21 protein-coding genes and 1 tRNA gene are annotated in these 22,988 nt (G+C 29.4%); 19 read left to right on the top strand and 3 right to left on the bottom strand.

Translation table 11 applies throughout. The features are described from left to right. The 18 genes from QMD25_05560 to QMD25_05475 all read left to right on the top strand — a co-directional run bounded on the left by QMD25_05560 (nt 1) and on the right by QMD25_05475 (nt 17,771). Nucleotides 1-1,260: a pitrilysin family protein gene (locus QMD25_05560; GenBank protein ID MDI6861461.1), complete on the top strand. Its 1,260-nt coding sequence runs from the start codon at nt 1-3 to the stop codon at nt 1,258-1,260. Continuing rightward, on the top strand, nt 1,235-2,893 hold the full coding sequence (locus tag QMD25_05555) for a ribonuclease J (protein ID MDI6861460.1): 1,659 nt from the start codon (nt 1,235-1,237) through the stop codon (nt 2,891-2,893). Before QMD25_05560 ends, QMD25_05555 begins: the two co-directional genes overlap by 26 nt. Nucleotides 2,894-2,915: 22 nt before the next feature. Next, nucleotides 2,916-4,013 (top strand): DUF362 domain-containing protein, encoded by a 1,098-nt coding sequence (locus QMD25_05550; GenBank protein ID MDI6861459.1) that lies wholly within the window; start codon nt 2,916-2,918, stop codon nt 4,011-4,013. A 91-nt stretch (nt 4,014-4,104) separates the two neighbouring features. Further along, nucleotides 4,105-4,563 (top strand): HIT domain-containing protein, encoded by a 459-nt coding sequence (locus QMD25_05545; protein MDI6861458.1) that lies wholly within the window; start codon nt 4,105-4,107, stop codon nt 4,561-4,563. 29 nt (nt 4,564-4,592) lie between these two features. After that, nucleotides 4,593-5,387, top strand: a complete 795-nt coding sequence (locus QMD25_05540) for a PIG-L family deacetylase (GenBank protein ID MDI6861457.1) — start codon at nt 4,593-4,595, stop codon at nt 5,385-5,387. A gap of 14 nt (nt 5,388-5,401) precedes the next feature. After that, nucleotides 5,402-5,476 (top strand) — tRNA-Gly (locus QMD25_05535). Between the two features lie 16 nt (nt 5,477-5,492). After that, nucleotides 5,493-5,900 (top strand): polymer-forming cytoskeletal protein, encoded by a 408-nt coding sequence (locus QMD25_05530; GenBank protein ID MDI6861456.1) that lies wholly within the window; start codon nt 5,493-5,495, stop codon nt 5,898-5,900. After that, the gene (locus QMD25_05525; GenBank protein ID MDI6861455.1) at nt 5,884-6,513 is read left to right on the top strand and encodes a phosphoribosyltransferase family protein; all 630 of its coding nucleotides are present in this window, start codon (nt 5,884-5,886) and stop codon (nt 6,511-6,513) included. The genes QMD25_05530 and QMD25_05525 overlap by 17 nt, the downstream gene beginning before the upstream one ends. After that, nucleotides 6,500-7,096: an ATP-dependent Clp endopeptidase proteolytic subunit ClpP gene (gene clpP, locus QMD25_05520; protein MDI6861454.1), complete on the top strand. Its 597-nt coding sequence runs from the start codon at nt 6,500-6,502 to the stop codon at nt 7,094-7,096. The genes QMD25_05525 and clpP overlap by 14 nt, the downstream gene beginning before the upstream one ends. 2 nt (nt 7,097-7,098) lie before the next feature. After that, nucleotides 7,099-9,420 carry an endopeptidase La gene (gene lon, locus QMD25_05515; GenBank protein MDI6861453.1) on the top strand — a complete coding sequence of 774 codons (2,322 nt, stop codon included), beginning with the start codon at nt 7,099-7,101 and terminating at the stop codon, nt 9,418-9,420. Between the two features lies 1 nt (nt 9,421). Next, nucleotides 9,422-11,035 (top strand): Na/Pi cotransporter family protein, encoded by a 1,614-nt coding sequence (locus tag QMD25_05510; protein ID MDI6861452.1) that lies wholly within the window; start codon nt 9,422-9,424, stop codon nt 11,033-11,035. 73 nt (nt 11,036-11,108) lie between these two features. Then, nucleotides 11,109-12,245, top strand: a complete 1,137-nt coding sequence (locus QMD25_05505; protein ID MDI6861451.1) for a BMP family ABC transporter substrate-binding protein — start codon at nt 11,109-11,111, stop codon at nt 12,243-12,245. Between the two features lie 74 nt (nt 12,246-12,319). Continuing rightward, on the top strand, nt 12,320-13,855 hold the full coding sequence (locus tag QMD25_05500) for an ABC transporter ATP-binding protein (GenBank protein ID MDI6861450.1): 1,536 nt from the start codon (nt 12,320-12,322) through the stop codon (nt 13,853-13,855). Then, complete coding sequence (locus QMD25_05495; GenBank protein MDI6861449.1) at nt 13,852-15,006, top strand: ABC transporter permease; 1,155 nt, start codon at nt 13,852-13,854, stop codon at nt 15,004-15,006. Before QMD25_05500 ends, QMD25_05495 begins: the two co-directional genes overlap by 4 nt. Further along, complete coding sequence (locus QMD25_05490; GenBank protein ID MDI6861448.1) at nt 14,993-15,988, top strand: ABC transporter permease; 996 nt, start codon at nt 14,993-14,995, stop codon at nt 15,986-15,988. The genes QMD25_05495 and QMD25_05490 overlap by 14 nt, the downstream gene beginning before the upstream one ends. Beyond that, nucleotides 15,966-16,883 carry a pseudouridine-5'-phosphate glycosidase gene (locus tag QMD25_05485; protein ID MDI6861447.1) on the top strand — a complete coding sequence of 306 codons (918 nt, stop codon included), beginning with the start codon at nt 15,966-15,968 and terminating at the stop codon, nt 16,881-16,883. The genes QMD25_05490 and QMD25_05485 overlap by 23 nt, the downstream gene beginning before the upstream one ends. Then, the gene (locus tag QMD25_05480) at nt 16,873-17,370 is read left to right on the top strand and encodes a CinA family protein (protein ID MDI6861446.1); all 498 of its coding nucleotides are present in this window, start codon (nt 16,873-16,875) and stop codon (nt 17,368-17,370) included. Before QMD25_05485 ends, QMD25_05480 begins: the two co-directional genes overlap by 11 nt. After that, the gene (locus tag QMD25_05475; GenBank protein ID MDI6861445.1) at nt 17,367-17,771 is read left to right on the top strand and encodes a transcriptional repressor; all 405 of its coding nucleotides are present in this window, start codon (nt 17,367-17,369) and stop codon (nt 17,769-17,771) included. The genes QMD25_05480 and QMD25_05475 overlap by 4 nt, the downstream gene beginning before the upstream one ends. Nucleotides 17,772-17,774: 3 nt before the next feature. Here QMD25_05475 and ychF read toward each other — a convergent pair whose 3' ends face one another. Genes ychF through proB form a run of 3 tightly spaced genes read right to left on the bottom strand, consistent with a single transcriptional unit; the run spans nt 17,775 to nt 21,317 of the window. Beyond that, on the bottom strand, nt 17,775-18,866 hold the full coding sequence (gene ychF / locus QMD25_05470; protein ID MDI6861444.1) for a redox-regulated ATPase YchF: 1,092 nt from the start codon (nt 18,864-18,866) through the stop codon (nt 17,775-17,777). Then, complete coding sequence (locus tag QMD25_05465) at nt 18,866-20,218, bottom strand: aminopeptidase (GenBank protein ID MDI6861443.1); 1,353 nt, start codon at nt 20,216-20,218, stop codon at nt 18,866-18,868. Before QMD25_05465 ends, ychF begins: the two co-directional genes overlap by 1 nt. 10 nt (nt 20,219-20,228) lie before the next feature. After that, the gene (gene proB, locus QMD25_05460) at nt 20,229-21,317 is read right to left on the bottom strand and encodes a glutamate 5-kinase (protein MDI6861442.1); all 1,089 of its coding nucleotides are present in this window, start codon (nt 21,315-21,317) and stop codon (nt 20,229-20,231) included. 94 nt (nt 21,318-21,411) lie between these two features. Here proB and QMD25_05455 point away from each other — a divergent pair, with 94 nt between their 5' ends. Further along, nucleotides 21,412-22,974 (top strand): PQQ-binding-like beta-propeller repeat protein, encoded by a 1,563-nt coding sequence (locus tag QMD25_05455; GenBank protein ID MDI6861441.1) that lies wholly within the window; start codon nt 21,412-21,414, stop codon nt 22,972-22,974. Nucleotides 22,975-22,988: the final 14 nt, after the last annotated feature.

The following is a 22,988-nucleotide window of genomic DNA, read 5'->3' as shown; positions in this document are numbered from 1 at the left end:
ATGGATGAAAGTTTAGTAAAGGTTGAGCCACTATTTAATGGCTCAACATTAATTTATCAAAAAGGAGAAAATTTCCCATCTTTCTCTCTTTTTATTTTGGTACCTGCTGGTTCTATTTATGAAAGTGAGAATACTAATGGTTATTCTCACTTTATAGAACACCTTGTTTTTAAAGGTACACAAAGAAGAGATTCAAAACAGATTTCAATTGAAGTTGAAGGAATAGGTTGTGATATGAATGCATTTACTTCGAGTGAATATACCGGATATTACATAAGAGGAAGAGATAAAAGTTTTGAAAAGGCAAGTGATGTACTTTTAGATATAATTCAAAATCCAATATTTCCACCCAATGAGATTGAGAAAGAAAAAAATGTTGTAATTGAAGAATATAACTCAATTGAAGATTCGCCAGAAGAACTTTCTTTAATTGAACTTAAAAAAGCAATGTGGGGTAATTCTACTTTTTCTTATGATGTGATAGGGAAAGTTGAAAATATAAAAAATTCAACAAGAGACTCCTTGCTATCATTTTTTAAAGATTTTTATCATCCCAAAAACATAATAATCTCTTTTTATGGAAATTTAGATTTTGATTATGTCAAAAAGAAAATAGAAGAGAAATTAAGAAGATTTGATTATGAGAAAAAGATAAATTTTCTCGAAGAACCTAAATTTATAAGTGATATTAAAGTAAGACATAAAGATATAAAACAAGTTTATGTTCATATGGGATTTAAATCAACATCTGTTTTGGCAAAAGAGTATCCTACACAAATTGTCTTAATTAACACTCTTGGTGGAGGTATGTCATCAAGATTATTTCAAAGAATAAGAGAGGATATGGGTCTTGTTTATTCAATATACTCTTTTAATCTTTCATACAAACAAACTGGTGCTGGTGTTATCTATTTTGCAACAAGTAAAAATAACCTTCAGAAAGTTTTATATGAAATAAAAAATGAATTTGAAACAATTAGAAAGGAATCATTTAAAGATGAAGAGATAGAAAGGAGTAAAGAGTTCTTAATTGGAAATCTTTTACTTAAACTTGAAAATTCCTTAGCAAAAAGTGAAAGAAATGGAGTTAATTTCTTTAGAAAAGGCTATGTTGAGAGAATAGAGGATACAATAGATAAAATTCAAAAAGTTAATAAAGATAATTTAATGGAAGAATTTTATAAACTTGAATTTGAAAAATTTAGTTTTGGAGTTTGTGGAGATATTACAGAAGATGAATTTAGAAGAATTATCCAATGAATTTGTTAAAATCACATTTTTAGGGGGTTTAAATGAGATTGGTAAAAATATGATAGTTTTTGAAGATAATGAGACTGCTTTTATTTTAGATGCTGGTTTTAAATTTCCTGAAATTGAAATGTATGGTGTTGAATATGTTATTCCAAATTTATCATACATTGAGAAAATAAAAAATAAGTTAAAAGGAATTGTAATTTCTCATGGACATCTCGATCACATTGGTTCATTAAAATATGTTTTTGAAAAAGTTAGAGTTCCTATTTATGGCACGAAACTATCTCTTGGTCTTGCTTCAACTGTTATTCCAGGGAAGTTTAAGCCATATGAAGAAGTTGAAATAAAGCCAAATGAAAAATTTAAAATTGGAAATTTTACACTCGAAGGTGTTTATGTAAATCACTCGATTCCAGATGGACTTGGATTTTTAATTGAAAATCCATATTCTGGAAGAATTTTCCACACAGGTGATTTTAAGATTGATACAACACCAATAGATGGAAAAGCAATTGATCTTCAAAAATTGGGTCAAATTGGACATGAGGGAGTGCTACTCATTCTTTCAGATTCTACAAACGCAACAAAAGAAGGTTTCACAGGTTCTGAGAGAATTGTTGGAGAAAGACTTCTTGATCTTTTTAGAAAAATAAAAGGAAGAATTATAATTACAACATTTTCTACAAATATTCATAGAATACAACAAATTTTTGATATATCATTTAAATTAAATAAAAAAGTTTATGTTGATGGAAAGAGTTTTGTAAATATTATAACAATTGCAAAAAAACTTGGCTATTTAAATATTCCAAACGATCTTACAGTTTCAATCGATGAACTACCTCTCATTCCTGAAGAAAAACTTGTAATTTTAACAACTGGAAGTCAAGGAGAGCCACTTTCTGGTTTAACTCGTCTTGCAAATTCAACACATGATAAAATAAAAATTCTTCCAAAAGACACAGTAATTATTTCTGCTCATCCAATTCCTGGTAATGAGGAGTATGTTAATAAAATTATAAACTCACTTTTTAATTTAAATGCTGAAGTAATTTATAGAGAAGAAGACGGAGTTCATGTTTCTGGACATGCTTCAAGTGAAGAATTAAAAATTATGCTACAACTCATAAAACCAGAATATTTTGTTCCAATTCATGGTGAGGCAAGACATCTTTATGCTCATAAAAAAATTGCAAAAGATATTGGATTGAGCGAAGATAAAATTTTTATTGTTGAAAATGGGGATACTCTTATTGTTACAAAAAATAAAGTAAGAAGAGGAAAAAAAGAAGAAACTTATGATTTATTAATTGATGGTCTTGGTCTTGAATCTGAAGAAAGTGAAGTTTTAAAAGATAGAAAAGTTTTAGCAAAAGAGGGAATAGTTGTAATTGGTTTACTCATTCAAAAAGGAAAGATAAAAGATATAAGCCTATTTTCAAGAGGATTCTTTAATGGAGTTGAATTTAATAAAATTACTAAAGACGCAAAAGAGAGAATTGAAGCAATTTATAATTCAAATCACTCTTATTCAAAAGAGATTTTAGAAAGAGATATTCAAGGAGCCCTCTCCTCATTCTTTTATGAAAAAACAAGAAGAAAACCAATAATAATTCCTTTAATTTTTGAAGAAAATTAATAAATTTTAAAGAGGGAAAAAGATGGCTGAAGTTTTATTTGCATCTCTTAGAGCAGAAAGTGAAGAGAGGTCTTTTTTAAAAAAGATTAAAATTTTAGCATCAAAACTTACGAAAGAGATTAAAAATGGAGATCTTGTCGCAATTAAAGTTCATTTTGGAGAATTAGGAAATCATGGTTATCTTAGACCTATATTTGTAAGACAGGTAGTAGATCTTGTTAAAGATTTAGGAGGTAAACCCTTTTTAACAGATACTAACACTCTTTATAGAGGATCAAGATCAAACGCTATAGATCATATTAATACCGCAATTTATAATGGTTTTTCATATGCCTCAATGGGATGTCCAATTGTTATTGCAGATGGTATAAGAGGTCAATATTTTTATGAAATTGAGGTTAACTTAAAACATTTTAAAAAAGTGAAAATTGGTGGTGCAATTATTGATTCTGATTATCTTATTGTTTTAACTCATTTTAAAGGACATATGTCAGCAGGATTTGGTGGAAGCATTAAAAATGTTGCCATGGGTTGTGCATCAAGAGCAGGAAAACAGATGCAACATGCAGATTTTAAACCACCATTTGTTATTGAAAAATGTATTGGTTGTGGTAAATGTAGAGATCATTGTCCTGAAAATGCTATTGTTATTATAAATAAAAAAGCAAGTTTTGATTATTCAAAATGTATTGGGTGTGGAGAATGCGTTACTGTTTGTCCTACTGGAGCAATTAAAACATCTTGGGGTAGTTCAAGTGAACTTCTTGAGGAAAAGATGGTTGAATTTGCTTATGGAGTTAAAAAGTTTTTTGAAGATAGAATAGCATTTTTAAATTTTGTTATGGATGTATCTCCAGACTGTGATTGTCTTCCTTGGCATGATGAAAATATTATAAAAGATATAGGACTTTTTGGTTCAAAAGATATTGTTTCAGTTGATCAAGCATCATTCGATGCTGTTAAAAGCGCTCAAGCACTTAAAGTTGAATCTCTTGGCTATAAATCTTTAGAAAATGAAGATAAATTTTTCCACATTCATAAAATTTCTGGATTAAGACAACTCGAATATGGAGAAGAGATTGGTTTGGGAGAAAGAAAGTATAATATAAAGGAGATTTAATTAAGAGGTTAATTAATGTTTTCTAACAAAAATTTTAAACCTCAATGGTATGAAATTATTAATGCAGAGGATTATTTAAATATTAATTAAGATGGTAAACTTTTGTCCTTTTTGTGAACCTGAAAAAGAGAGAGTTATATTTGATAGCAAATTTTCTTATGCTCTTCTTGATATTTTTCCTGTGACAAAGGGACATACATTAATTATTCCAAAAAGACACATTTTAAAAGTTGAAGAACTTAACCATGATGAGATTTTAGATATCTTTATTTCTTTTAAGCATGTTAAATATGCTCTTGAAAAACTTTTAAAACCAGATGGATTTAATTTTGGATTAAATCTTGGTGAAGCAAGTGGTCAATCAATTATGCATCTTCATTTTCATTTGATTCCAAGATATTTTGGTGACACAAAATTTATAGACGGGGGAATAAGGAAAGTAGTTATGAATTTTATTGATTTTGAAATAAAAGAATTAAAGTCAAAATGGGTTGAAAATAGATTAAGCAATTATGAGATAGAAAAACTAAAGGAATTAATTAATTTTTAAAAAAATTGTTATAATATTATTTAATCAACATGAAGAATAAAAAGTTATTCAATAAAATTATTTTATTCTCTTTACCAATAATTTTAATTTATGGCATATTATTCATAAGAGCAACTCAAGTTTTACCTCAGGGTGCAATAAATTTATTACCTCAAATTGAGAATCCAAAAGAAAAAGAAAAAATAATAATTTTTTCACCTCATCCAGATGATGAAACTATTTCATGTGGAGGTTTTATACAAAGAGCAATTGAAAATAAATCAAATGTTTACATTGTTTTGATTACTGATGGCAATAGAAGACATAAAAAGATAGTAAGATACAATGAATTTAAAAATGCTACATCACATTTTGGAATAAAAGAAGAAAATTTAATTTTTTTAAATTATCCTGACGGAAAATTATTTAAATATAAAAACGAACTTTATGAAGATTTTTATGAAATAATTAAAAATTATAACCCAGATATTGTTTTTATACCTATAATATATGATAATCATAAAGATCATAAGATTAGTGGTGAAATATTAAGAGAGGTTTTATCAAATTTCGAAAATATAAAAGTATATCAATATCTTGTTCATCATGATTATTTTCCGCAACCACTAAAATATGATCCAAATTTATATATTTTACCTCCTTTAAGAACTTTAAATTTTCATTCAAAATGGTATTCATTCACTTTAACTGAAAAAGAATTAGAAATAAAAAAAGAAGCGATATTTATGTATAAATCTCAATTAATTAAAATACCACTAAAAGAGATGTTGCTTAGTTTTATAAGAAAGAATGAAATTTTTTATGTTGATAATCAAAAAGATTGATATAATATTCTTAGGCGGGAATAGCTCAGGGGTAGAGCATCGGCTTCCCAAGCCGAGGGTCGCGGGTTCGAATCCCGTTTCCCGCTCCAAAAATAAAAGGAGGTAATGATGCCATTTGGAAAAGTTTCAAAAGAGGAGATAGTGAAAGATTCTGCTCAATCATACATAGGAGAAGGAACAACTGTTGAAGGAAAAATAATTTGTGAAGGTAGTTTAAGGGTAGATGGTAAAGTAAAAGGTGAAATTGAAGCAAAAGGCATAGTTACTATTGGAGAAAAAGGAGTAGTTGAATCAAGCGTAAAAGCAGGTGAAGTTCAGATAATGGGAACAATTAATGGTAATGTAACTTCTGATAGAAAAGTTGAAATTTATTCAACTGGAAAACTAATTGGTGATGTTAATACACCAAAAATTGCTATTGAAGAGGGTGGGATTTTAGAAGGAAAGTGTGCAATGGTGACAAATAAAGAAAGTTTAAATTTAAAAGAGAAAAAAGGTGATATTCAGAAATAGAGAAGAGGCAGGAAAACTTTTAGGAAACCATTTAAAAGAGTTAAATTTAAAAAAACCAATTATTTTTGGAATTCCAAGAGGAGGAGTTGTAATTGGATATGAAATAAGTAAAATTTTAAATTGCCCACTTGATACAATTTGTGTTTCAAAAATTCCATCCTACATTAACGAAGAATATGCAATTGGTGCAATAAGTGAAGATGGAACAATTTTGCTAAGAGAAAAGGAGCCAGAAGAGATTCTTAAAAAAACAATAGAAAGAAAAAAGAAAATTCTTGAAGAAAGAGTTAGATTATTTAGAAATGGTGAACCTATAAAAGAATTGAAAGGCCACACAGCAATAATTGTGGATGATGGAATTGCAACTGGTGAGACAATGTTAATTGCAGTTAGAACAATTAAGAATAAGAATCCAGATAAGGTTGTTGTTGCTGTTCCAGTTTCAAGTATTGATGCTAAAGAGAGAATCGAGAAAGAAGTAGATTTATTTATTTCTTTATATCTTCCAACTATTTTTTATGCGGTTGGACAATTTTATGAGGACTTTGAGCAAGTTGATGATAATTATGTTATAAATATATTGGAAGAAAGGAGAAAAGATGAAAGAGTTTAATCAAGTTATACCATGGGTAATTGAAAAAACACCTTTTGGTGAAAGAAGTTATGATATATTTTCAAGATTACTTAAGGATAGAATAATTTTTCTTGGCACTGAGATAAATGACCAAGTAGCAAATGCAATTATTGCAGAACTTCTCTTTCTTGAGGCTGAAGATCCTGAAAGAGACATAAATTTATACATTAATAGTCCAGGAGGAGAAGTTACTGCAGGTCTTGCAATTTATGACACAATGCAATTTATAAAAGCACCTGTTTCAACAATATGTGTCGGACAGGCAGCAAGTATGGCTGCTGTGCTTCTTGCAGCAGGTGCTAAAAATAAAAGATTTGCACTTCCAAATACAAGAATTTTGATTCATCAACCATGGGGGGGAGTTCAAGGTCAAGCAAAAGACATTGAAATTGTTGCTAGAGAAATTATAAGAGTAAAAAATAAAATAAATGAAATTTTATCAAAACACACAGGACAACCTCTTGAAAAAATTGAAAAAGACACTGATAGAGATTATTATATGACATCATATGAAGCAAAAGAGTATGGAATAATTGATGAAGTTTTAGAGAATAGAAAATGAGTATGGAAGAGAAGAGAGTTTATCCAGTTTTACCATTAAGAAATGTTGTAGTTTTTCCTCATACTGTCCTTCCAATTTTTGTTGGAAGGAGAAAATCACTTGCCTCTTTTGAAGAGGCAATGAAAAAAGATAAACTGCTTGTTCTTGTAACACAAAAAGTAGAGGAAGAGGAAGATCCAACACCAGAAGGTTTATATCAAATTGGAGTTCTTGCTCAAATTCTACAAAATGTAAAACTCCCTGATGGTACTGAGAGAGTAATAGTTGAGGCAATTAAAAGAGTTAAAATAGAAAATTATACAAAACTCGAACCTTATTTTGAGGCAGAAGTAATTGAGATTGATGAAAAAATTGAAATAACGTCAAAAATAGAAGCACTAACAAGGGTAACGTTTGATCTTTATGCAGATTATGTAAGATTATCAAAAAAAATTCCAATTGATTCTTTAACAGCAGTTCAAGATATTGGTGATCCAATAAGATTTTTAGATATTATTGCTTCAAATATAATTGTTCCAATACAAGATAAACAAAAAATTTTAGAAACATTAAACATAGAAGATAGATTTGAAATTCTAATTAAAATTCTTTCAAAAGAGGTTGAACTTCTTAAAATTACAAACGAAATTGAAGAGAAAGTAAAATCTCAAGTTGATAAAACTCAAAGAGAGTATTTTTTAAGAGAACAACTTAAAGCAATAAAAAGAGAATTAGGTGAATCTGAAGAATATTCAGAAGAAATAGAAGAATATAGAGAGAAACTTAAGGGAAGAAAACTTCCAGAATATGTTCTTGAGAAATTCAATGAGGAATTAAAAAGATTAGCAAAGATGCCTCCAATGGCAATGGAGGCAGCTGTTATAAGAACTTACCTTGACTGGATCCTCGATCTTCCTTGGGATAAAACAACAAAAGATGAAATTGATATTAAAAAAGCACAAAAAATATTAGACGAAGATCATTATGGTCTTGAAGATGTTAAAGAGAGAATTCTTGAGTATCTTGCAGTAAGAAGATTAACTAAAAAACCAAAATCTCCAATTCTATGTTTTATTGGTCCACCAGGAGTAGGAAAAACATCTCTTGGAAGATCTATTGCAAGAGCCCTTGGAAGAAAATTTGTCCATGTTTCTTTAGGTGGTATAAGAGACGAAGCAGAAATTAGAGGACATAGAAGAACCTATGTGGGTGCTCTTCCTGGAAGGATAATTCAAGGAATAAAAGAAGCAGGCACAAAAAATCCAGTATTTCTATTAGATGAAATTGACAAAGTAGGTGTTGATTTTAGAGGCGATCCTTCAGCAGCACTTCTTGAGGCTCTTGATCCTGATCAAAATTCACATTTTTCAGATCATTATATAGAAATCCCATTTGATCTTTCAGATGTTCTTTTTATAACAACAGGAAATGTAACACATACAATTCCACCACCACTACTTGATAGAATGGAGATAATTTATCTTCCAGGTTATACTGAGGATGAAAAACTTCATATTGCAAAAAAGTACCTTTTCCCAAAACAACTCAACTTTAATGGATTAACTGAAAATGATGTAAAAATTACAGATGAAGCATATTTAAAAATAATTAGAGAATATACAAGAGAATCTGGCTTAAGAGAACTTGAGAGACAAATTTCAAAAGTATTAAGAAAAGTTGCAAAAGAAAAACTTGAAAAAGGGGAGGCATTTAAGAAGGTAAATGTAACAGCAAAAAATTTATTTAAATATTTAGAATATCCTCTTTATAGATTTGGAATAAAAGAAGAGAGAGACGAGATTGGGGTTGCTACTGGTCTTTCTTGGACACCATTTGGTGGAGACATTACAAAAATTGAGGTTGTTAAGATGAAAGGTGATGGTAAACTCATTCTTACTGGTCAACTTGGAGATGTTATGAAAGAATCCGCTCAAGCAGCATTTTCTTATATAAGATCCCACGCTGATATTCTTGGAATAGAAGATAAAGATTTTCACAAAAAATATGATTTTCATGTGCATGTTCCAGAGGGTGCTGTTCCAAAAGATGGTCCATCAGCAGGAATTGCAATGCTTACAGCGATGATCTCAACATTAAAAGAAGTTCCTGTGAAAAAAGAAGTTGCAATGACAGGTGAAATCACATTAACTGGCAAGGTTTTACCAATTGGAGGACTTAAAATTAAAGTACTTGCTGCCCACAGAGCAGGAATTAAAGAAGTGATCATTCCAAAAGATAATGAAAATGATCTTAAGAAGATTCCCAAAGGAATTAAAAACAGTTTAAAATTCCATTTAATTGAAAGAGTGGAAGAGGGTATAAAACTATCTTTAAAGGAAAATTAAAGTGTTAACAAAAATTATTTTGCCATTAATTGGTGGAGTTGCCCTTTTTATTTATGGGATTCAAATCACATCTAATGGAATTCAGAAAGCATTAGCACAAAATTTAAAAAAAATTTTAGAAAAAGCAACTTCAAATCCAGTCATAGGTGTTATTTTGGGTTTTGTTGTAACATCAATTATTCAATCAAGTTCTGCAACTACAGTTATTGTTGTTAGTTTAGTTAATAGTGGTATTTTAACGCTCTATCAGGCAGTAGGAATAATTTTTGGTGCAAATATAGGAACAACAATAACAGCACAGATAATTGCATTAAAAATAACAAAATATGGTTTTCTCTTTTTAACAGTTGGTTTCCTTTTATACTTTCTTCCATTTAGAAAAAGAGTTAAATATTTTGGTGAATTCATTTTGGGGTTTGGATTAATATTTATTGCAATAGAAATAATGGCATCCGCTGTTAGTCCATTAAGAAATTCACAAAAAGTGATTGATATATTTAAGGAATTTGGAAATATACCAATCTTAGGAGTTTTAGCAGGTACAATATTTACGGCAATTCAACAGAGTAGTAGTGTAACAGTTGGAATAGTTCAAGCACTTGGAATGGAGGGTTTAGTTAATATAAATTCAGCATTTCCAATTGTTTTAGGAGCAAACATTGGAACAACTGTTACAGCAATTTTAGCAAGTATTGGAACAAAACTCTCCGCAAAAAGAGCAGCACTTTCTCATTTTCTATTTAATTTAATTGGCACTTTGATATTTTTACCAATTATGAGACCTTACATCTCCTTTATATCATCATTATCATCAGATCCTGTAAAACAAATTGCAAATTCGCACACTCTTTTTAATGTAATTAACACTTTGATATTTTTACCTTTCACATCAAAATATGTAAGTTTAATAACAAAACTTTTACCAGGAGAAGAAAGATTAATTGAGACAGGTGTTAAATATTTAAACCCCTCAATTTTAAAATCTCCTATTGTTGCATATGATTCTTTGGTTAATGAAATAAAGAGATTAGCAAATATTGTTAATAATAATTTCATATGTCTTAAAGAACTCATTTTTAATAAAAACAAAAGTGCAATTCAAGATATATCATCGAGAGAAGAAACAATAAATTTTGTTAATAGAGAAATTTCAAGATATGTATCAAAAATTTCTTCCCTCTCTCTTCCAGAAAAGGAGGCAAGAGAATTACCAAAATTATTAATTGTGTCTTCTCAACTTGAAAGAATTGGGGATATTATTGATAATACTTCTCAAATAGAATTGAATAGACTCGAAGAAAGAATACCATATTCTCCATATGCTATGAAAGAATTAGAAGTGCTGTTTGAGTTAGTTTATAGAAACTTTTTAATAGTTAAAGAAAATCTTTTTAATAATAATTTTGAATTTTATAATGAAGTAAAACAAAATGAGATTGAGATAGATAGGTTAGAAGATAAAATGAGAGACAACCATATTGAAAGATTAAAAGAAGGGATTTGTTTAAATGAAGCAGGAGTTGTTTATCTTGATACAATATCAAACCTTGAAAGAATTGGAGATCATGTAATGAAAATTGCAAATATAATATGTCAATCTGAATTTGTGGTATAATTTTTAAAATGGAAAGGAGGTGATTCAATCTATAAAAATTATTAAAATTTTTCGCTAAAAAAGGAGGGCATAAATGAAAAAAGTTTTAACAATTTTATTAGCATTAATTTTAGTAACAGCAATTTTTGCAGGGTGTAAAAAACCAGAACAAAAGGTAGAAAAAATTAAAATTGGCCTTGTAACAGACGTTGGTGGTAGAGGAGACAAATCTTTTAACGATTCAGCATTAAGAGGATTAGAAGCGTGGGGTGCAGGTCTTAAGATGGTTGCTGGAGTTGGTTATCAACCTCTAACAGATGAAGAATATAAAAAGAGTATTGAAGATGAAGCACCAGATCTTTTAGATAGAGGAATTAAAAAATTTGATATAGAACCACTTGTTCTTGAATCAAAAGCAAATGAAGATTATGTTCCAAACTTAAAGAAACTTGCTGATGAGGGTTGTAAACTTGTTATTGGTGTTGGATTTATGTTAACAGATGCTATTAAAGAAGTTGCACCACAATATCCAAATACATATTTCATGCTCATTGATGGTGTAATTGATCCTGCACCACCAAATGTTGTTTGCTATACATTTAAAGAGCATGAAGGTTCATTCCTTGTAGGTGCTCTTGTTGGACAAATGACAAAGAAAAATAAAGTAGGATTTGTTGGTGGAATGGACCTATTCATTATTCATAAGTTTGAAGCAGGATATAGAGCTGGTGTTAAGACAGTTAATCCAAATTGTGAAGTTTTAATTGGTTATACTGGAAACTTTACAAGTGCAGATGATGGACAAAAGATCGCAAAACAACAATTTGATGCTGGTTGTGATATTGTTTATCACGCTTCTGGTGCATGCGGAATTGGTGTAATTAAAGAAGCACAAACAAGAGGTCCTGGATACTTTGCAGTAGGTGTTGATTCTGATCAAGACTATATGGCACCAGGAAATGTTTTAACATCTATGATAAAGCATGTAGACTATGCTGTATGGCTTTCAATTAAATCTGTTGTTGAGAATACATTTAAATCAGGAATTATTCAACTTGGTGTAAAAGAAGGTGGAGTTGGACTTTCACCAATGAAATATACAAAGAATATGATTCCAAAAGAAGTTTTAGATAAAGTTGAAAAACTTAAGAAGATGATTGCAGATGGTGCATTTACAGTACCAGATTCAAGAGAAGCATTAGAAAAATTTGTTCCTCCTCAAGTTCCATAATATATTGATATGAAGTTTTAGGGGTGAGGTTACTTTTTGCCTCACCCCTTTTTTAATATTATTGGAGGAGAATTTTGGAATACGCAATTGAACTAAAAAACATTACAAAAGTTTTTCCTGGAGTTGTTGCAAATGATGAAATAAACTTACAAATAAAAAAGGGGGAAATCTTTGCAATAGTTGGAGAAAATGGCGCTGGAAAAACAACATTAATGAATATTATTTATGGATTATATACTCCAGATAAAGGTGAAATATATATTAATGGTAAAAAAGTAACTCATCATTCACCAAGAAAAGCAATAGAACTTGGCATTGGAATGGTACATCAACATTTTATGCTTGTACCAGTTTTTACTGTTTATGAAAATATTGTTCTTGGTAATGAATATAAAAAGAGCGGATTTATTTTTGATAGAAAAAGGGCCATTGAAGAAGTAAAGAAACTTTCTGAAAAATATGGACTTAGAGTTGATCCATTAGAAAAAATTCAAAATTTACCTGTTGGAATTCAACAAAGAGTTGAAATTTTAAAAGTTTTATTTAGAGGTGCAGAAATATTAATTCTTGATGAACCAACTGCAGTTTTAACACCACAAGAGACCAAAGAACTTTTTGCGACAATAAAAGAACTTAAAAAAGCAGGAAAGACAATTATATTTATTTCACATAAATTAAAAGAAGTTTTAGAAATTGCAGATAGAATATGTGTTTTGAAAAATGGAAAGGTAATGGGAATTAAAATTAAAGAGGAAACAAATGAGAAAGAATTAGCAAGATTAATGGTTGGAAGAGATGTAGTTTTAGAGGTTCCAAAAAAAGAAATTGAACCAGGCGAAGTTATTCTTGAAGTTCAAGATCTTGTAGTTTTGAGTGATAGAGGAATACCTGCAATTAAAGGAATATCTTTTAAATTAAGAAGAAATGAAATTTTAGGAATTGCAGGAGTTGAAGGAAATGGTCAAAAAGAATTAGTTGAAGCTTTGACCGGATTAAGACCAATTGAAAGTGGAAAAATAATTGTTAAGGGTAAAGAAATATTTTCAACTGATGCAAAAGTTTTAAGAAATATGGGAATGGCACACATTCCTGAAGACAGAAGAGCAAGAGGTCTTGTTTTACCATTTACTGTCTCTTATAACCTATTTTTAGGAAGACAAAGAGAAAAATTATTTGCAAAAGGAAGATTTTTAAATAGTGGGTATATAAAGGTTTATGGAAATAATAAAGTTGAAGAGTATGATATAAGACCAAGAAATCCCTATCTTAAAGTCGATGCCCTTTCTGGTGGGAATCAACAAAAAGTTGTAGTAGCAAGAGAGGTTTCTTATGATCCAGATATTTTAATAGCGTCTCAACCAACAAGAGGTCTTGATGTTGGTGCAACAGAGTTTGTTCATAAAAAGTTAGTTGAACAGAGGGAGTCAGGAAAAGCAATTCTTCTTATTTCCCTTGAACTTGAAGAAATTATGAGTTTATCAGATAGAATCGCAGTTTTATATAATGGTGAAATTGTTGGTGAAATGAATGCAAAGGTTGCCACAGAAGAAGAGTTGGGTTTACTAATGTTAGGTTTAAAAAGATATGAGAAAAAAGAGGTGAAGGGATGAACAATTTAAAACTCTCAAGTATTGATAGGTTTATAAATTGGTGGAATGCAAAAAAAGAAGATCTTTCATCTTTTCTTGTTCCAGTTATTTCAGTTATTATTGCATTTATAATTGCAGGAATTATGATTAAACTTACAGGAAAAAGTCCACTTCGTGCTTATGAAATTTTATTTAAAGGTGCACTTGGAAAAGATTTTCAAGAATTTATTTCATTAAGAGTTGCTGGAGAAGGTATTCTTAAGGGAGCAATTTTAACATTAACTGGATTGTCAATCACTGTTGCTTTTAAAGCAGGACTTTTTAATATTGGAGCAGAGGGACAATTTATAATTGGCGCAATAACTGCTGCATATTTTGGATTTAAATTAAATCTTCCACCATTCATTGGTATTCCTTTAATACTTTTAATTGTTTCATTTGTTTCAGGGCTTTATGGTGCATTTGCTGCATTTTTAAAAGTAAAAAGAGGAGTTCATGAAGTTATTACAACTATAATGTTAAACTGGATTGCGATTCACCTTGTTGAAAACTGGATTGTTGTTGGACCATTTAATATTTTAAGATACAATCCAAGAGCAGTTCTCGCAGGTACACCCTATATAACAGATAACTCAAGATTAAAGCCACTTTTTTCTGGCACAAGACTTAATGCAACAATTTTTATTGCAATAATTGCAGTTATTTTGATTTATATTTTAATAAACAAAACTGTTCTTGGTTATGAAATTCAAGCAACTGGACTAAATATTGAGGCTGCTCGATATGCAGGAATAAATATAAGTAGAACTATGATTATCTCTATGTTTATTGCTGGTGCTTTATCAGGAATAAGTGGTGCATGTATGATACTTGGAACAGAGGGAAGATATCCTGGTGTATTTAGACCTGGTTATGGATTTGATGGAATAACAATGGCTCTTGTTGGTAACACAACTCCAGTTGGAACTTTTATTGCTTCTCTTTTCTTTGGACTTGTGAGAGGAGGAGCAACAGGAATGCAACTTATTGGAATTCACAAAAGTTTTGCAGATATTATTCAAGGTGTTGCAACTATTTTTGTTGCAGGTCAAATTGGAATTAAGTATCTCCTTTTTAAGATTGGCGAAAAAAAAGTTTTTAGAGGTAAGGAGGTAATAAGTGGAGTTTCTTAAGACAATAATATCTTTTATATCATCAATGCTTGTTTTTGGAACTCCAATTATTCTTGCTGGCCTTGGTGGAGTTATGTGCGAAAATGCAGGTGTTGTTAATATAGCACTCGAAGGTATAATGAGATTTGGTGGATTTTTTGCAGTTTTTGGCTCATATATTTCATCTCGTGTAATTGATCCAATAACAGGTACAAGAAATCCTCTTGCTGGAAATCCTTGGATCGGAATTCTTTTTGCAATAATTGTTGGAGTTTTGGCTGGTCTTTTACATGGTTATATCTCTATTTCATTAAGAGGGAATCAAATTGTTTCTGCAGTTGCTATAAATGTTTTCTCTCTTGGAGGAATGACATTTTTCCTTGAAAGATATTTTAATACAACAGGACACTCTCCGTCTGTCGCATCATTTATGGGAAAACCTCTTTTCCCTGCTTTAACAAAAATTCCCATTTTAGGAGATCTATTTAAAACAATGAACATATTTGTTTGGCTTGCTGTTATTCTTCCATTTGTTGTACATTTTTATCTTTATCATACTCATTGGGGATTAAGACATAGAGCAGTTGGTGAACACCCTAAAGCAGCAGATACACTTGGGGTTAATGTTTACGGAATAAGATATTTTGCAGTTATTATGTCAGGATTTTTTGCAGCCCTTGCTGGTGCTTCAATGTCTATTGGTCAACTTGATCTATTTGATAACCATATGCCAGCAGGATTAGGATTTATAGCACTTGCTGCAATGATATTTGGAAAATGGAAACCACTTGGAACATTTTTTGCAGCACTTTTCTTTACACTTGCAAATGTCATTCAAATTTATATTCAAACTGAAGCACCACAAATTTTAAAAATAATTCCAAGAGGATTTTTCTTAGCACTTCCATATATATTAACAATTTTAATTCTTGCTGGATTTGTTGGAAGAGTAACACCTCCAGCAGCAGATGGAATACCTTATGAAAAAGGCGAAAAATTATAAAGATCATGTTATTTTTTCTGATGAGTACAAAGGAAGTTTCTATCCACATACATGTCTTGAAACAACACTAATTTCTTTTGGTTTTCCATATCCAGACAATCTGAAGATTGCAATAAAATTAGAAGAAATAATAAGAAAAGAAGAAGTTATACCATTAACAATTGGAATAAAAGAAGGTAAGATTCTAATTGGACTCAAAGATGAAGATATAGAATTTTTTGCTAATAATAAAGAGATTTATAAAGCAAACATGAGAGATGTTCCATACCTTCTTTCAACTAAGAAAAGTGGAGCCCTTACAATTTCAGGAATGCTTTATATTATGGATAGATTTGGTTTAAAATTTCTTGCATCAGGAGGACTAGGTGGAGTTCATATAGGATTTGAAAAATATTTCGACATTTCAACTGATCTTTTCGCATTATCAAAATTTAAAGCAGTTGTTGTAACTTCTGGATTTAAATCAATTCTTGATATAAAAAGAAGTTGGGAACTTCTTGAGACACTTGGAGTGCCTGTAGTTGGTTTTAACACAGATAAACTTCCAGGATTTTATTATAAAGAAACAGATATTCAACTTGAAAACTATTTTTATAAAATAGACGATTTGGTATATTATATTAAATTTTGGGATAAGTTTTACAATTCATCTCTTTTAATTGTAAATCCAATTCCTGAAGAGGATGAAATAGATAAAAAAGAGTTTGAAGAGATGCTTGATTCTATTTTAAAGAGTGCAGAAAATAAAAAAATCGAAGGAAAAAGCGTAACCCCTTTTATTCTTTCAGAATTACATAAAATTTCTAATGGAAAAACAATAAAAGCAAATAAATCTCTTTTATTAAATAATGCAAAACTTGCTGCCAAGTTATCAAAACTTTACTTTGAAAAATAGTTATCTTATAAGTTATTTAATTTATATAAGAGATAAATTAATAAAGGATAATAAAACTCTTGGAATTTCTGAATCTTGTACAGGAGGATACCTTTCTTATCTATTTACTTTTTTACCTAACTCATCAAAAATTTTTAAAGGATCAGTTGTAGTTTATACAAATGAAATCAAAGGGAAAGTTTTAAAGGTTGATAAACAAATACTTGAGCAATATGGCGCAATAAGCGAAGAAACATCAATTAATATGGCTAAAAATGTAAAAGAGATTTTAAATGTTGATTACTCAATTGGAGTTACTGGCAACCTTGGACCTGTTTCACAAGAGAAAAAAGATAAAGGATTAATTTATGTTTCAATTTTTTTAAAAGATAAATTAATTTCAAAAAAATTTATTTTAAGTGGAACAAGAGAGGAGATAAGACAAAAGTTGGTTTACAATATAATTTATCTTTTTTATAATCTAATAAAAAAGGAGCAAATTAGTTGATAGAAAAATTTTTTTCAAACTTTGGTTTAAGAACCACAAAAGAGAGAAAGGAGATTTTAAAATTTTTAATTAAAAATAAAGGAAAGCATCTTTCTGCATTGAATATTTATGAATCACTAAAAACAAAAGGTGTCAGTTTGACAAGTGTTTATAGAACACTTTCTCTTCTTGAAAGTAAAGGCCTTGTAAGAAAAACTTCATTTCACAAAAGACATATGAATTATGAAATTTTTACAAAACCTCATATTCATTTTATATGTACAAATTGTGGAAAAATAATAGAATTTAACGCACCAGATGTGAATAAAATATTAGAAATTCTAAATATAAAAGAAAAAAATTTAGATCCTTTATATTACATAATCGAAATTTATGGAAATTGTAAAAATTGTAAAAAGTAAATTTTAAATATTTATTTTATAATAAATTACATCTCCATCTTTTACGATATATTCTTTCCCCTCAATTTTAATTAATCCCTTTTCCCTTAGTTCATTTAAAGAATTTACTTTTTTTAAATCTTCAATGTTAAATACCTCTGCTTTAACAAAACCTTTTTCAAAATCAGAATGAATTTTCCCTGCTGCTTCTTTTACATTTGTACCTCTTTTTATAGACCATGCTTGAACAATATTATTTGCATATGTAAAGAATGTTATTAAATCCAAAATTTTATACGATTCTTTAATTATTGTATCAAGAACTCTCTCTTTTAAATTTAACTCTTTTAAAAACTCCTTTCTCTCCTCCTCTTCCATTTCAGATAGTTCAAGTTCAATTTTAAGTGAAACTTTTAATAGTTTATATTTTTTATTTTGAGAATATTCTTTTAATTTTTTAAAATTTTCACTTTCTCCATTAAAAATGTCTTCATCTCCTACATTTGCTATTATAATAAGTGGTTTTATTGTTAAAAGATTATATTTTTTATAAATTTCATTAAATTCAGAAGGGTAATTTATCTCATTTAGCCAAACTCCCTTTTTTAAATTCTCTTTTGCAAAAGAAAGGGCCTCAAACTCCAATTTTAACTCTTTATTTCCAGAGCGGTATGCATGATCAATTTTTTCAAAGTTTTTTTCAACAATTTCAAAATCAGAGAGAGCAATTTCAATGTGAATTATTTCTATATCTCTAACTGGGTCTATATTTCCTTCAACATGAGGAACATTTTTCTCCTCAAAGCACCTTACAACCTCCAAAAGTCCATCTGCTCTTCTTGTTTCGGAGAGGAACTTGTTTCCAAGTCCCTCTCCTTTATGTGCATTTTTAACAAGGCCAGCAAGATCAATGAATTTTATAGATGTTGGAATTGTTTTAGTGGGTTTAATAAATTTTGATAAAATTTCCAATCTTTCATCTGGTACATGTACAACTCCAATATTTGGATTAACTGTTGAAAATGGGAAAAGATTAATTACTACATCATTTCCTGTTAAAGCCTTAAAAAGTGTTGATTTTCCAGAATTTGGTAAACCAATTATTCCAATTTCCATTATTCGAATCTCTCTATAAAAACTTTATATGAATGATATGTAGCAAATAGGTCACCTTTTGAAATAATTTCAAATGGTGCATGCATAGAAAGAACTGCTGGTCCCATATCAATTACATCCATACCTTTTCTTGCAAAAAACATAGCAACTGTACCTCCACCACCTTCGTCAACTTTTCCCAACTCTGCAACTTGCCAAATAACTCCATTCTCATTCAGTAGTTTTCTTATTTTTCCAACATATTCAGCACTTGCGTCATTTGATTCATATTTTCCACCCCTTCCTGTAAATTTTGTCATAACTACACCATTATTGATATACGCAGAATTTTTTGGTTCATAAACCTCTTTATAATTTGGATCAAATGCAGCATTTACATCTCCTGATAATACGCTTGATTTAGAATATATACTAATTAGTTCTTTATAATCATTGACAAATTTTAAAAGAATTTCATCAAAAACTATAGATTGAGCAGAGGTATTTCCTTCAGACCCAATTTCTTCTTTATCAATAAGATAAACTATTGACCATCTTTTTGGTTTTTCGGAGTTTAAAATTGCATAAAAGGCTGAAAAAGCACAAGATCTATCATCATGTCCATAACCTAAAATCATACTTTTGTCAAAACCAATCTCCTTTGCTTCACCATATGGTACAAGAGTAAGTTCACTTGAAATAAAATCTTCTTCAGTTATTCCATATTTTTCATTTAAATATTTTAAAATATTTGCTTTGATTTTTTCCTCTTTTTCATCTTTAAGAGGTTTTGAGCCTATAAGAACATTTAAATTTTCTCCTTCAATTGCTTCTCCGATTTTCTTTTCATACTGTTTTCTTGCAAGATGTGGAAGTAAATCAGTTATTGAAAAGATTATTCCATCTCTTTCTGAGTCAATTTTTAAACAACCCCCATCTTTTTTAATTATTACACCTTTAAGAACTAGTGGAATTGAAACCCATTGATATTTTTTAATTCCTCCATAATAGTGAGTTTCAAAAAATGCCAAATTGGTATCTTCATAAAGTGGATTTTGTTTTAAATCTATTCTTGGAGAATCAATATGTGCAGTAACAAGATTAAAACCTTCCTTAAGATCCTTTTCTCCTTTTTTTAATATTAAAATAGATTTATTTTTTATTTTTTTATAAAGTTTATCACCTTTACTTTCTTCATCAATATTTTTATACCCATTTTCAATTAAAATTTTTTCAATAAATTCAACTGACTCTCTTTCGGTTTTTGATTCTGAAATAAATTTAATATACTCTTTTGAAACTTTCTCAATCTCTTCTTCTTTGTACTCTTCCCACACATTTTTCTTTTTCAGTTTAAGTTCATTAACTTCCATAAAAACCTCCTTAAAATTTTATAATTGCTAAATTATCTCTATGAATTATCTCTTTTATATTTTTAAACTCATCTTTATGTAAAAGCATATTTTTTATCGTAATTGATGAAAAATTTGTTAATCCCTGACCAATTTTTTTATTTTCTATGTTTAAGATTGAAACTGGATCTTTTTCAAAAAATTCTCCTCTTAATTCAACAATTCCAGGTAAAAGGAGACTTTTATTATAGTTTTTTAATGCATCTTCTGCACCTTTATCAACAACTATCTCTCCTTTAGGATTAAGAGCATAAAGAATCCACCTTTTTCTTGAATCGAGATGTTTTTCTTTTGGAATAAATTTAGTTCCAATATCTTCTCCTTCTATAACCCCTTTTATTGTTTTATATGGAGATATGCCACTTCCAATTATAGTCTTTACTCCAACACTTGTTGCAATTTTTGCCGCATTTATTTTTGTCTCCATTCCTCCTGTTCCAAGAGATGTTTTTGTTTTTTCAATAAAAGAATAAATTTTATCATCAAAAGATTCGACAATTTTGATTCTTTTTGCATCTTTATGAATGAGTGGGTCTTTGTCATAAACTCCATCTGTTGTTGTTAAAATAATTAATAAATCAGCATCAATAATGGTTGAAACAATTGCTGATAATGTATCGTTATCTCCAAATTTTATTTCATCTACAGCAACAACATCATTCTCATTAACAATTGGAACAACACCTTTTTCAAGTAAAACATCAAAAGTGTTTCTTGTATTAATATACCTTGTTCTATCTATTATATCTTCTCGCGTTAACAGTATTTGTGCTATTTTAATTCCAAAAAGAGAAAAAAATTCTGAATATATATTCATTAAAATACTTTGACCAATTGCTGCAGAGGCTTGTTTTAAAGAAATTGATTTTGGTCTTTGTGTAAGACCTAGTGTTTTTAAACCTAATCCAATAGCACCAGAAGTTACTATAACAGGTTTAAATCCTTTATTTATCAAATAATAAACTCCTTTTGCTAAACTTCCTAACACTTCAGGTTCTGGGACTTTTGTTTCATTATGTGTAAGACAATTTGTTCCAATTTTTATAACAACTTTATTCATAATTTAAATTTTATCATAATAAAATTTCATTTTTAAATATGAAATTTGATATAATTAATAAAATTTAAAGAAATAAAATGAGGAGGTGAAAATTATGAGAAAATTAATAACTTTCTCATTAATTTTAACTTTTTTATTTTTAAGTTTTATAAAAATATCTCAAACTAAAACCAATCAAACATCTCCTTGGCCAATGTTTATGCATGACATTTATCACACTGGAAGAACAGATCTACTTGGACCTGATAATCCAAAAGAGAAATTTAGATTTTCAACTGGAAGAGAGATTAATTCATCTCCGGTTATAGGAAGTGATGGAACTATTTATGTTACATCAGATGATAGTAAATTATATGCAATAAATCCAAATGGAACTGAGAAATGGCATTTTAAAGATTCAGGAGATTCTTATATTCTATCTTCTCCAGCAATAGATTCAAACGGAATAATCTATTTTGGAAGAGGTAATACAATTTATGCAATTAATCCTAATGGTACTTTAAAATGGTCTCTTAAAGTTGATGGATCTACTGAGTCATCACCAGTAATTTCTTTTGATGGCACTATATATGTTGGTGGAGGAAAATATCTATATGCAATTGATAAAAACGGAAATAAAAAATGGGAATTTGAGACTGGTGGATCTATTTCAAAATCATCTCCTGCAATATCATCTAATGGAACAATTTATATTGGATCACATGATAGAAAACTTTATGCAATTAATCCTAATGGTACAAAAAAATGGATCTTTCCAACAGGAAACTATATTAATGCTTCACCAACAATTGGTGAAGATGGAACAATTTATTTTGGTTCTACTGATCATAAATTTTATGCTTTAAATCCTGATGGAACTAAAAAATGGGAAATAGATTTTGGAAGTGAATCCACTATTAATTCAACTGCTGCAATCGGTTTTGATGGAACAATTTATGTAGGAGTTATAGGTAAAGGAGTTGTTGCTATTAATCCAGATGGAAAAATAAAATGGATATATAAAACAAATTATTATGTTAACTCATCCCCATCAATTGATGGAAATGGAATTATTTATATAGGCGATGAAAGTGGACATCTTTATGCAATTAAATCAGATGGAACTTTAAAATGGGAACTTGATTTAAAGAAAAAAATTTTTAACTCCTTTGTGGCTATTGATAAAAATAAAACTATTTATATAGGTTCAGGGAGTGACCTTTATGCATTTGAAGATAGCAGTGCTCCTCCACCATCGCAAGAGAAAATAACAATTCTTCTTTGGATTGGAAATCCAAATATGAGTGTCAATGGAATATATAAAGAGATAGATCCTGGAAGAGGAACAGTACCAGTTATTATAAAAGAGTGGGGAAGAACTCTCCTTCCAATAAGAGCAATAGTTGAAGAGTTAAGTGGTGAAATTCTTTGGGATGGCGCAACCCGAAAAGTTACAATTTTATTTAAAGGAAGCACAATTGAGCTCTGGATTGATAATCCGCAAGCAAAAGTTAATGGAGTAACAAAATGGATAGATGAAAATAACCATAATGTTAAACCAATCATTATAAATGGAAGAACAATGCTACCTATTAGATTTGTTGCTGAAAATCTTGGATGTGAAGTTCTCTGGGATGGAAATACAAAAAAAATAACAATTATATATCCTAAAGGTTAATTTATTTTAAAAAT

It is taken from the genome of Caldisericia bacterium, assembly GCA_030018355.1.
Taxonomy (GTDB): Bacteria; Caldisericota; Caldisericia; order B22-G15; family B22-G15; genus JAAYUH01.
Note: the sequence above shows the minus strand (reverse complement) of the source record. Positions and strands in the feature narration are given on the sequence as shown.